The 11,338-nt window shown below is 61.5% G+C and carries 9 protein-coding genes; 2 read left to right on the forward strand and 7 right to left on the reverse strand.

The features are described from left to right. Window positions 1-124: 124 nt before the first annotated feature. The 5 genes from argH to argC form a co-directional block, all read right to left on the reverse strand. Complete coding sequence (gene argH, locus ACW5W8_RS22585; protein ID WP_498630592.1) at window positions 125-1,507, reverse strand: argininosuccinate lyase; 1,383 nt, start codon at window positions 1,505-1,507, stop codon at window positions 125-127. 211 nt (window positions 1,508-1,718) lie between these two features. Then, entirely contained in the window at window positions 1,719-2,954 is a 1,236-nt protein-coding gene (locus tag ACW5W8_RS22590; RefSeq protein ID WP_498630580.1) for an argininosuccinate synthase, read from the reverse strand. 68 nt (window positions 2,955-3,022) lie between these two features. Next, window positions 3,023-3,934, reverse strand: a complete 912-nt coding sequence (locus ACW5W8_RS22595; RefSeq protein WP_498630582.1) for an ornithine carbamoyltransferase — start codon at window positions 3,932-3,934, stop codon at window positions 3,023-3,025. Between the two features lie 25 nt (window positions 3,935-3,959). Beyond that, the gene (gene argB, locus ACW5W8_RS22600) at window positions 3,960-4,763 is read right to left on the reverse strand and encodes an acetylglutamate kinase (protein WP_498630584.1); all 804 of its coding nucleotides are present in this window, start codon (window positions 4,761-4,763) and stop codon (window positions 3,960-3,962) included. 22 nt (window positions 4,764-4,785) lie between these two features. Then, window positions 4,786-5,793, reverse strand: coding sequence for an N-acetyl-gamma-glutamyl-phosphate reductase (argC, locus tag ACW5W8_RS22605; protein WP_021231253.1), 1,008 nt, complete (start codon window positions 5,791-5,793; stop codon window positions 4,786-4,788). 285 nt (window positions 5,794-6,078) lie between these two features. Between argC and argE the strand changes: the two genes are divergently transcribed. Continuing rightward, the gene (gene argE, locus ACW5W8_RS22610) at window positions 6,079-7,224 is read left to right on the forward strand and encodes an acetylornithine deacetylase (protein WP_498630586.1); all 1,146 of its coding nucleotides are present in this window, start codon (window positions 6,079-6,081) and stop codon (window positions 7,222-7,224) included. Between the two features lie 231 nt (window positions 7,225-7,455). Beyond that, a complete protein-coding gene (ppc, locus tag ACW5W8_RS22615) occupies window positions 7,456-10,089 on the forward strand; it encodes a phosphoenolpyruvate carboxylase (RefSeq protein WP_498630588.1) in 2,634 nt (877 codons plus the stop codon). A 117-nt stretch (window positions 10,090-10,206) separates the two neighbouring features. Here ppc and ACW5W8_RS22620 read toward each other — a convergent pair whose 3' ends face one another. Both ACW5W8_RS22620 and ACW5W8_RS22625 read right to left on the reverse strand, forming a co-directional pair. Then, window positions 10,207-10,842 carry a Vat family streptogramin A O-acetyltransferase gene (locus ACW5W8_RS22620; RefSeq protein WP_498630590.1) on the reverse strand — a complete coding sequence of 212 codons (636 nt, stop codon included), beginning with the start codon at window positions 10,840-10,842 and terminating at the stop codon, window positions 10,207-10,209. Window positions 10,843-10,865: 23 nt separating this feature from the next. Further along, on the reverse strand, window positions 10,866-11,183 hold the full coding sequence (locus tag ACW5W8_RS22625) for a DUF6968 family protein (RefSeq protein WP_071914160.1): 318 nt from the start codon (window positions 11,181-11,183) through the stop codon (window positions 10,866-10,868). Window positions 11,184-11,338: the final 155 nt, after the last annotated feature.

Consider the following 11,338-nt stretch of genomic DNA (forward strand, 5'->3'; position numbering starts at 1 on the left):
GTTACGGGAGGGGCGTGAATATCAAAGCATGTTTGCATGAGGCGCTGGGGCACCCCATGCAACACGTAATTGGGACATAGCCAAAAAAAAGAGGGCTGGTGCCCTCTCTCTACGTTAACGGTAATTAGTCGCGTTTTGCCAGCCAGGCTTCGGCGGCAGTCAGGGCTGCCTCAACCTGCTCGCGGGCAACACCGCCTTTGGCGACCCGCTTGGCGAGGGTCGCTTCCAGTTCCAGATTGGGGTAGACGTCGAACTCGATCACCGGGCTGAAACGCTGGAATTCGCCGATAGAGAGCTCCTCCAGCGGGCGGCCCACGCTGATGGCAAAGACCACGGTTTCGCCGACGATATGGTGCGCTTCACGGAACGGAATCCCCTTAGCCACCAGATAGTCCGCCAGCTCGGTGGCGTTGGCGTAGCCGCCCTGCGCCGCCGCCATGGTGCGCTCGCTGTTGACCTTCAGATCGATCAGCACCAGCGCCGCCATGTCGAGACAGTCGTGCCAGGTGTCGAGGGCATCGAACAACCCCTCCTTGTCTTCCTGCATGTCCTTGTTGTAGGCCAGCGGTAGCGCCTTTAGGCTCATCAACATGCCCATCTGGGCGCCGACCACCCGGCCGGTCTTGCCACGAATAAGCTCCAGCGCATCCGGGTTCTTCTTCTGCGGCATCAGCGACGAGCCGGAGGTCACCGCATCGGAGAGCTCGACAAAGCCCGCCTCACCGGTGTTGTAGAAGATAAGGTCTTCGGCAAAGCGCGACAGGTGGGTCATGGAGAGGGATGCCACGTGCATCAGCTCCACCACGTGATCCCGATCGGAGACCGAATCCAGACTGTTGCGGGTGGCACCGGCAAAGCCCATGTCGAGCGCCAAGGCTTCGCGGTCGATGGCGTAGGCGGTGCCTGCCAGCGCGCCGCAGCCGAGGGGGCTGGTGTCGAGGCGCTTGAGGGCATCCTGCAGCCGGGAATAATCCCGCTCCAGCATCTCCACATAGGCCAGCGCCCAGTGGGCGTAAGTGACCGGCTGGGCCCGCTGCAGGTGGGTGTAACCGGGCAGCACGGCGGCCTGATTGGCGCGGGCAGAGGCGACCAGCCCCTGTTGCAGGGCTGTGATGGAGCCGAGCAGCAGCTCGCCCTGCGCCTTGCACCAGAGTTTCAGGTCGGTGGCGACCTGATCGTTGCGCGAGCGGCCGGTGTGCAGTTTCTTGCCGAGATCGCCGACGGCGGCAATCAGCTGGCTCTCGACCCAGGAGTGGATATCTTCGGCATCCGAGCTCAGGATCTGCTGGGGATCCTGCTGCACCGAGGCGAGCAGCACCTCCATCGCCTGTTGCAGTTTGCCCTGCTCATCGGCGGTCAATACGCCCACTTTCACCAGCGCTTTGGCCCAGGCCATGGAGCCCTGAATATCCTGCTCCGCCAGCCGGTAATCGAACCGCAGCGAATCGTTGAACTGCTTGAACCGGCTATCGGCTCCCTGACTGAAGCGTCCACCCCAAAGTGCCATACTGCTCTCCTTGAATGCGTTGTCGGCGGCGCCTTGCGCCGTCGAACTTGAAATCATGCCCTGTTTTTCTGCGAGCCTGTTATCTCACAGAAGCGGCCGGGGCGCTGCCGCTCTTGTCACACCCGCTGATGATGGGTCAGGGGCTATGCCCTCTGCCTGTAGAAGAGGGGGCCATGCCCCCTCAAAGGAATCAACGGGTTATCTCGCTTGCTTAGCCGTGGGTGTGGTCGCCACCGATGGCCTGATGCTGCTCCTTCATGGCGCGGATCCGACTGGCCAGGGTGTAGAGACGGATAAAGCCTTCGGCATGGCTCTGGTCATACACTTCATCGGCGCCGAAGGTGGCGAAGTCTTCGGAGTAGAGGCTGTTCGGCGACTTCTTCTGCACCGCGGTGACCTGACCCTTGTACATCTTCAGGATGACTTCACCGTCCAGATCTTCGGCGATGGCGTTGGCAGAGGCGACAATGGCCTTGCACAGCGGGGTGAACCAGCGACCGTCATAGACCAGGTGGGAGAACTCGGCACCCAGCTTCTCGCGCCAGGCGCGGGTCGGGCGATCCAATACCAGTTCTTCCACGGCGCGCAGCGCGGCGACCATCACGGTACCGCCCGGGGTCTCGTAGCAGCCACGGGACTTCATCCCAACCATCCGGTTTTCGGTGATGTCGATGCGGCCCACGCCGTGCTTGCCGGCACGCTCGTTCAGGGTCATCAGGATCTGGTGCGGGCTGAGCGGCTGGTCGTCAACGGCCACCACTTCACCCTGCGCCACGGTCAGCTTGACGTACTCCGGCTGATCCGGTGCCTGCTCGGCTGGTACGGTCCACTGCCAGACTGCTTCGGAGGGCTCGTTCCAGGTGCTCTCCAGCTCGCCACCCTCGGTGGAGATGTGCCAGGCGTTGGCATCGCGGCTGTAGATCTTCTTCAGGGTCGCCTTGCAGGGGATGTTGCGGGTCTCCAGATAGGAGAGCAGATCTTCCCGGGAGCGCATGTCCCAGATCCGCCACGGGGCGATCACTTTCAGCTGGGGCGCCAGCGCGGCGACCGCGCCTTCGAAACGCACCTGATCGTTACCCTTGCCGGTGCAACCGTGGGAGATAGCATCAGCCCCTTCCGCCAGCGCGGCCTCGACCATCGCCTTGGCGATCACCGGACGGGCCATGGAGGTGCCCAGCAGATAGGTGCCTTCATAGACGGCGCCGGTCTTCAGGGTCGGGTAGACGTACTCTTTGACGAACTCTTCCCGCAGATCCTTGATGATGCACTTGGTGGCGCCGGAGGCGATCGCCTTCTGCTCGATCCCTTCCAGATCGTCGCGCTCCTGACCGACGTCGGCCACGAAGGCGATGATTTCGGCGTCATAGTGCTCTTTGAGCCAGGGAATGATGGCCGAGGTATCCAGTCCACCCGAGTAAGCCAGTACGATCTTGTTGATTCCGCTCATGTTACTTCTCTCCGTGATGATTCGATGATGATTCAATAAAAGGGTCGTGATTCAGGTTGAGTGCCGCGTTACTTGCCGCCAAGAAGGGTCAGCAACACGGCGTTCTGGATATGCATCCGGTTTTCGGCCTCGTCCATGATGAGGGAGGCGGGGCCATCCATCACCTGCGAGGTGATCTCCAGCTCCCGGTGCGCCGGCTGGCAGTGCAGCACATGCTGGATGCCGGTGCGGTCGAGCAGGGCCTGGTTGATCTGATAAGGCATAAAGAGCTCGGTGACCAGCTCCATCGGGGTGTTGTCGCCCATGGAGACCCAGGTATCGGTGTAGGCCACGTCGAACCCTTCGATATCCGCCACGTCATCACTGATGTGGATGATCGCCCCCGACTTGGCCGCCAGTGCCTGCGCCTGCAGGAAGATCTGGGTATCCGGGCCGTGGCCTTTCGGGCAGATGAGGGTGACGTCGGTGCCCAGAGTCGCCCCCAGCAGCAGCAGAGAGTGGCTGACGTTGTTGCCATCACCGAGGTAGGCAAGCTTCACCTTCGACAGGTCGTCGTAGTGTTCGCTAATGGTCATAAAGTCGGCCAGCCCCTGACAGGGGTGGTAGAGGTTGCACAGGCTGTTCACTACCGGCACTGTGCCGTGCGCTGCCAGCTCGACCAGGGTCTGGTGATCGAACACCCGGGCGACGATGGCATCACACCAGCGGGACAGGTTGGCAGCGAAATCCTTCACCGACTCCCGCTTGCCCAGCGCGCCGTTTTGCTGATCCAGATAGACGCTGTGGCCGCCCAGTTTGGCGATGCTGATGTCGAAAGTGACCCGGGTGCGCAGGGAGGGCTTCTCGAACAGGGTGACCACGCTCTTGCCGGCCAGCGCCTGGCTGTACTTCTTCGGGTCGGCCTTTACTGCTTTACCCAGCGCAATCAGCGCCTCGATCTGGGCTTTGTTCAGATCACTGTCTTTCAGAAGATGTTGCATCGGAGGTTCCTTGTTCCGGTGGAGATTAGATAGCGACCTGATTGCCATCGGCAATCTTGACCAGAGTGCCGACCGAGCCGCCAGCCAGCAGCTTGAGCAGCTGATCCGGGTAACGCCAGCTGGCGACACAGACCGGCTTGCCGAGGGTTTCGGCGGCGTGCAGGGCCGCTTCTACCTTGACCGCCATGCCATCGCGGATCACCCCTTTCTCCATCAGATCCAGTGCGGTCAGCTTGTCGAGCTGGGGCACCAGCTTGCCCTTGCCATCGAGGATGCCGCTCACGTCGGAGAGCATCACCAGATCGGCACCGAGCGCCTCGGCAATGGCGGTGGCCGCTTGATCTGCGTTGACGTTCATCAGCTGGCCCTCGGCGGTGATGCCGATGGAGCTCACCACCGGCAGGAAACCCTGACCGAGGATGCCCGCCACCAGTGCCGGGTTGCCCGGCTTGCACTCGCCGACGGCGCCGAGATCCGGGTCGAGCTGGGTCACCTGACAGAGGCCGCCATCTGCCAGACAGAGCCCCACCGCCGGAATGCCGGTGGCGATCGCCTTGGCCATCATCTGCTTGTTGGCAGTGCCCGCCAGCGCTCCGGCAATGAAGGGGATCTGTTCGAACGGGGTTACCCGCAGGCCGTTCTTCTTGGTGGAGGTGAGACCCAGCCCCTTGAGCAGGTCATCCACCAGACAGCCACCGCCGTGCACCAGCACCAGCGGACGGTGCTGCTCGTCGAGAAAGGTTTTGAGGGTGGCGAACAGGGCGGTCAGCGCCTCGTCGTTCTCGATAAGGGCGCCGCCCAGCTTGATTACCAACGTCTGTTTGTCCATGTTCGAGATCCTTCCTAAGTCCTTAAATCAGGCCGGTGGCCGGTTCAAATCCGAATTTGATATTTATGCACTGCATGGCTTGCGAGGCGGCGCCTTTGAGCAGGTTGTCGATGGCAGAGACCACCACCAGCATGTTGCCCTGCTGTTGCCAGGCGATGTCGCAGTAAGGGGTGCCCGCTACGCCACGAATGGAGGGCATCTGGCCGGTGAGGCGCACCAGCGGCTTGCCTTCGTAAGCCTTGAGGAAGGCCTGATCCACTTGCGTAGGGGTGACGCCGTCCGCCAGCTGCACATAGATGGTGGCCAGGATGCCGCGCACATAGTTGCCAAGGTGGGGCTGGAACAGCACCTCCTTGCCGAGGTGGTGGCTGATCTCCGGCTGGTGTCTGTGATTGAAGGTGCCGTAGGGATTGAGGCTCACTTCGCAGAAGCTGGTGTTGATGGCTGCCTTGCGACCGGCGCCGGAGACCCCGGAGACGGCGTTGATGATGGGCTGCCACCCCTTGGCAATCAGGCCATCCTGCTGCAGCGGCTTGAGAGCACAGAGGGAGGCGGTCGGGTAACAACCCGGCACCGCAATCAGCTGGGCGGTAGCGATGGCATCGGCATTCCACTCGGCCAGGCCATAGACGGCCTGATCCAGCCACTGCTCGCTGTCGTGGGTGAAGCCGTAGAAGCTGTCGTAAAAGCCCTGATCCTTGACCCGGAAAGCGCCGGAGAGATCGAACACCGGCAGCCCCTTGGCGAGAAACTTGGGGGCCAGCTCGGCGCTCACCTCGTGGGCGGTGGCCAGCAGCACCAGATCGGCCTGGGTCAGGATCCGGGTCATGCCGTCGTCGTCCAGTGGCAGCAGCGGCTGATCGAGGGCTCCGACCCACTGGGGATGCAGGGAAGAGAAGCGCTTGTGGGCATCCTGACTGCCGGCGGAGACATAGAGGCCGAACAGCTTGAGTTGTGGATGGTTCTGTACCAGTGCGGCCAGTTCGGCTCCCGCGTAGCCACTGGCACCGACGATAACGGTGTTAAGCATGTTGAATATTCCAAGTCAGAGTTCGAGATTCACAGCATGACGCTGCAGTGCACAAGGGTGTTCGATCGCCCCTTTGCACCGTCTTGATAACACAAGTGCGGAGGGGCAATTCAGGCGGGTGTGTGTCGTCGGTTATAGATCAGGTGACAGAACATTAACTTTCCCTTACAACTAGAAGCCTTTGTTGATGAGCCAGATATTCAGGTAAAATTAAAGAATATTCATGCACTCACTTTGCATTTGTATTTTCTAACAGAAACATTCCGGGGACGCAAGGAGGAGCTGATGGCCAATCTGGATTTTTTTTCACTTTATAAGAATATTATTGCGATTCCCTCTATCAGCAGCACGGATCCCAAGTGGGATCAGAGCAACGAGGCGGTGATCCGGCTGCTGGCTGACTGGTTCGGTCAGCTCGGTTTTCAGTGCGAGGTGACAGAGCTCCCCGAGCTGCCGGGCAAGTTCAATCTGGTGGCGACGATCGGTCAGGGAGAGGGCGGTCTGCTGCTGGCGGGCCACACCGATACGGTGCCGTTCGATGAGGGGGGGTGGAGCAAGGATCCCTTCAAGGTGACCGAAGAGGGCAACCGTCTCTATGGCCTCGGCACCATCGATATGAAAGGCTTCTTCGCCTTTATCGTCGAGGCGCTCAAAGAGATCGACCTCACCAAGCTGACCAAGCCGCTGCGCATTCTCGCCACTGCCGATGAAGAGACCACTATGGCGGGGGCCCGCGCCATCGCTGCGGCGGCCGAACTCAAACCCGACTACGCCGTGATTGGCGAGCCGACCGGGCTGGTGCCTGTGGTGGCCCACAAGGGGCACATGTCGGAGGCGATCCGCATTACCGGCAAGAGCGGTCACAGCTCGGATCCCGCCAACGGCGTCAACGCCATGGAGATCATGCACAAGGCGATGGGGCAGGTGCTGCGCTTGCAGCAGGATCTGAAAGATCGTTATGCCGACCACCGCTTTGCCGTGCCGCAGCCGACCCTGAACCTCGGTTACATTCAGGGCGGTGACAGCCCGAACCGCATCTGCGGCTGCTGCGAGCTGCATATCGACCTGCGACCCACTCCGCAGGTGGGGCCGGATGAGTTGATGGGGATGCTCAAAGAGGCGCTGTCGCCCATCGAGATCCACCAGCCGGGCTGCCTGCATCTGCAACATCTGCATGAACCCATTCCCGCCTACGCCTGCGCCGACGACTCTGTGCTGGTGCGCGAAGCTGAAAAGGCGAGCGGCCGCGCCGCCGAGTCGGTCAACTACTGCACCGAGGCGCCGTTTATCCAGCAGCTTGGCTGCGAGACCATAGTGATGGGCCCCGGTCATATCACCCAGGCGCACCAGCCGGATGAGTATCTCGATCTTTCCTTCGTCAAGCCGACCACCTCGGTTTTGCAGCACCTGATCAGACGTTTTTGCCTGTAGCGGCGGCAGTGAAAGGGGCGTAAAAACTGTAAGTAAGTTACATAACAAGCCGGTTGTGGAGTGGTGATGGAAATACATGTTCTGAATCGGCCTGTTATTTGACCTTGCGCAGACAATCTGGGTAGATTGTCACCCTAAGATGACGGAGCATATGTTGTAATCGCACAACAATAAGTGAGGTCGTCTAGCACCCCGGATGGGTGTCAGGCACCAACAAGATAAGGATGTGGAATGAACGAAAAGTACGCCGCACTACGCGCCAACGTAGGTATGCTGGGTCAGCTGCTGGGTAAATCCATCAAGGATCATCAGGGTCAGGCCTTTCTCGACAAGATCGAAACCATTCGCCAATTGGCCAAGTCCTCCCGCAAGGGCAATGAATCAGACCGGGAACGTCTGCTCGATACCCTGCGCACCCTGAGTGATGATGAACTGCTGCCGGTGGCCCGCGCCTTCAGCCAGTTCCTCAATCTGGCCAACGTGGCGGAACAGTTCCACACCATCTCCCGTCGCTGCGAAGAGCAGGTCTGCACCCCGGACCCGCTGGAGCAGATGTTCGACAAGCTGAAAGCCTCCAACCTGTCGCAAGAGGCCATCATTCAGGCCGTGCGCGAGCTGGATATCGATCTGGTGCTGACCGCTCACCCCACCGAGGTGACCCGTCGCACCCTGATCCACAAGCACGTACAGCTCAACGACTGCCTTGAGGCGCTGGAACTTTCCGACCTGCTGCCACGCGAGCGGGACAAGATCCTCAATCGCATCGAGCAGCTCATCAATCAGGCGTGGCATACCAACGAGATCCGCGAACAGCGCCCGACTCCGGTCGACGAGGCCAAGTGGGGCTTCGCCGTGGTGGAGAACAGCCTGTGGCCTGCCATCCCAGAATTCATGCGCAATCTGGACGAGCGTCTGCAACACCATCTGGGTGTGCGGCTGCCGCTGGATGCCGCGCCGGTCAAGTTCACCTCCTGGATGGGCGGTGACCGTGACGGCAACCCCTTCGTCACCGCCAAGGTGACTGCCGAAGTGCTGGAGCTGGGCCGCTGGATGGCGGTGAGCCTGTTCTACAAAGACATCAAGGAGCTCACTTCCGAGCTCTCCATGTCCGACTGCACCGACGCTGTGCGTGCTCGCGTTGGCGATCACCCCGAGCCCTACCGCGCGCTGGTGCGCGAGCTGCGTGAAGCGCTGCGCGAAACCAAGGAACACCTGACCGCCAAGGTGCAGGGCCAGGCGAGCGAGAGCCAGGATCTGGTCAAGACCACCGCCCAGCTGCGCGAGCCGCTGGAGCTCTGCTACCACTCATTGCACGCCTGCGGCATGGGCAACATCGCCGATGGCATGCTGCTGGACGTGCTGCGCAAGGTCGCCTGTTTCGGCATCCATCTGGTCAAGCTCGATATCCGTCAGGATGGCGAGCGTCACGGGCTGGTCTTCTCCGAGCTGACCCGCTATCTGGGTCTGGGTGACTACGCCGAGTGGAGCGAGGATGACAAGCAGGCCTTCCTGCTGGGCGAACTGAACTCTCGCCGCCCGCTCATTCCCCACGACTGGGAACCGAGCGCCGAGGTGCGCGAGACGCTGGATACCTGTCAGGTTATCGCTGAGCACGACCCCGATGCGTTCGGTATCTACATCATCTCCATGGCCGGTGCGCCGTCCGATGTGCTGTCGGTGCAACTGCTGCTCAAAGAGGCGGGCTGCAAGTTCCGCATGCCGGTCGCCCCGCTGTTTGAAACCCAGGATGACCTGATGGCTGGCACCGCCGTGATGGAGCGTTTGCTCTCGGTGGACTGGTATCGCGGCTACATCCAGGGTCGTCAGTATGTGATGATCGGTTACTCCGACTCCGCCAAGGATGCGGGCATGATGGCCGCTGGCTGGGCCCAGTACGCCGCCATGGAATCCCTGGTGGGGCTGGCCGAAGCCAACAACATCCGCCTCACCCTGTTCCATGGCCGTGGCGGTACCGTCGGTCGTGGTGGTGCGCCAGCCCATCAGGCCATCCTCTCCCAGCCGCCGGGATCCCTGCGCGGCGGTCTGCGTACCACCGAACAGGGGGAGATGATCCGCTTCAAGTTCGGCCTGCCGAAAGTGGCGATCAAGAGTCTGGAGCTCTACACCAGCGCCGTGTTGGAAGGGAACCTGCTGCCGCCACCCAAGCCGAAAGAGTGCTGGCGCGAGGTGATGGAACAGCTGGCCGCCGACTCCTGCGATCACTACCGCAGTATCGTGCGCGGTCATCCGGACTTCGTCCCTTACTTCCGTGCCGCTACCCCGGAGATGGAGCTCGGCAAGCTGCCGCTCGGCTCCCGCCCGGCCAAGCGCAAGCCCAATGGCGGCGTCGAGAGCCTGCGCGCCATTCCGTGGATCTTCGCCTGGACCCAGAACCGCCTGATGCTGCCGGCCTGGCTCGGTGCCCACAAGGCGCTGCAACAGGCCATCGACGGCGGCAAGCTGGCGGTGCTGGAAGAGATGAGCGCCCAGTGGCCCTTCTTCCGCACTCGCCTCGAAATGCTGGAGATGGTGTTCCTCAAAGCGGACGTCTGGCTCGCTGAGTACTACGACACCCGTCTGGTGCCGCAGGAGCTGTGGGGCCTTGGCAAACAGCTGCGTCAGGAGCTCGCCGAATCCATCGAGGTGGTGCTGAAGCTGAGCCCGCGCGGGGATCTGCTGGAGGATCAGCCTTGGATCAAGGAGTCCATCAAGCTGCGCAACCCCTACACAGACCCGCTCAACGTGCTGCAGGCCGAGCTGCTCAACCGCTCCCGCAACCACCCGGAGACCCTGCACCCCGAGCTGGACAAGGCGCTGATGGTCACCATCGCCGGTATTGCGGCTGGTATGCGCAACACCGGTTGATCGCCAGCTCAAGCCAGCAGGCTTCAGTTATATCCATCAAGCCAAAGGGCGCCGACAAGGCGCCCTTTGTTGTTTCTACTATCCTGCTGGGTCATGTTGTTGTCGTGGTGGTCGTCTCTAGCGGGTTGCCGCTTCCAGCGCGGCTATCTCGCCGCCGCTGATAAGCGGCAGGTTGCGGCTTATCTGCTCCACCGGCCAGTCCCACCAGGTGAGGGCGTTGAGACGGGCGATGGTGTCATCGTCGAAGCGGTAGCGGATCACCTTGGCGGGGTTGCCGCCGACCACGGCGTAGGCGGGTACGTCACCGGTGACCACGGAGCGGGCGGCGATGATGGCGCCGTTGCCGACTTTTACTCCCGGCATGATCAGGGCGTCATAGCCAATCCAGACATCGTTGCCGATAACGGTATCGCCCTTGTAAGGGAGGCTGCCCGGGGCGGGGGCGGCATGCTCCCAGCCGTTGCCGAAGATAAAGAAGGGGTAGGTGGAGAAGCCGGAGGTCTGGTGGTTGGCGCCGTTCATGATGAACTTCACCCCGCGGGCGATGGCGCAGAACTTGCCGATGATGAGCTTGTCGCCGACGAAGTGGAAGTGGTAGAGGACGTTGCGCTCGAAGCCCGCCGAATCCTCCGGGTCGTCGTAATAGGTGTAGTCACCCACCTCGATATTGGGCCCCTTGATGGTGTTCTTGATAAAGCACACCTGGGGGAAGCCGTTCATGGGGTGGGGATTGGCGGGATCGGGTCCGTGCATCTGGTCTCCTTGGATGGGCCGGGCTAGAGCGCCGGGAAGTAGCAGGCGCTCATGTCGATGGGGTGATCGGGGCAGTCGGGCAAGTAGAACTGCCAGCCCGCATCGGAGAAGGCGCGCAGCTCGGTCTCGACAAACTTGATGGCGAGGCTCAGGGCCTGCAGGCTGTCGATGCCGTAGATAAAGGTCTTGTCGCTCAGCCCCGCCAGCTTCACCTTGCAGCGCCAGTCACCGCCAGCCGAGCGTGGATCCGGCTCGGGGGCCTTGATGGCGATCTTGAGGGTGAGCTGTTCCCCTTCGAGGCTGACCGCCTCGAAACGGGCTTTGACGATGGCATTCTTCATCCTGCAACTCCTTGTGCGATTCCCCTCCTGCTGCATCGGGCTGCGTCTCCATGGAGGGATAAAAATGGCTATGTCCCAATTACGTGTTGCATGGGGTGCCCCAGCGCCTCATGCAAACATGCTTTGATATTCACGCCCCTCCCGTAACGCTCCAG

It is taken from the genome of Aeromonas aquatilis (assembly GCF_054052405.1).

Coding starts and splice junctions, on each gene's coding strand:
- ACW5W8_RS22620 (WP_498630590.1), bottom strand. CDS start 10,842: ATGCACGGACCCGATCCCGCCAATCCCCACCCCATGAACGGCTTCCCC.
- ppc (WP_498630588.1), top strand. CDS start 7,456: ATGAACGAAAAGTACGCCGCACTACGCGCCAACGTAGGTATGCTGGGT.
- ACW5W8_RS22595 (WP_498630582.1), bottom strand. CDS start 3,934: ATGCAACATCTTCTGAAAGACAGTGATCTGAACAAAGCCCAGATCGAG.
- argC (WP_021231253.1), bottom strand. CDS start 5,793: ATGCTTAACACCGTTATCGTCGGTGCCAGTGGCTACGCGGGAGCCGAA.
- argE (WP_498630586.1), top strand. CDS start 6,079: ATGGCCAATCTGGATTTTTTTTCACTTTATAAGAATATTATTGCGATT.
- ACW5W8_RS22625 (WP_071914160.1), bottom strand. CDS start 11,183: ATGAAGAATGCCATCGTCAAAGCCCGTTTCGAGGCGGTCAGCCTCGAA.
- ACW5W8_RS22590 (WP_498630580.1), bottom strand. CDS start 2,954: ATGAGCGGAATCAACAAGATCGTACTGGCTTACTCGGGTGGACTGGAT.
- argH (WP_498630592.1), bottom strand. CDS start 1,507: ATGGCACTTTGGGGTGGACGCTTCAGTCAGGGAGCCGATAGCCGGTTC.
- argB (WP_498630584.1), bottom strand. CDS start 4,763: ATGGACAAACAGACGTTGGTAATCAAGCTGGGCGGCGCCCTTATCGAG.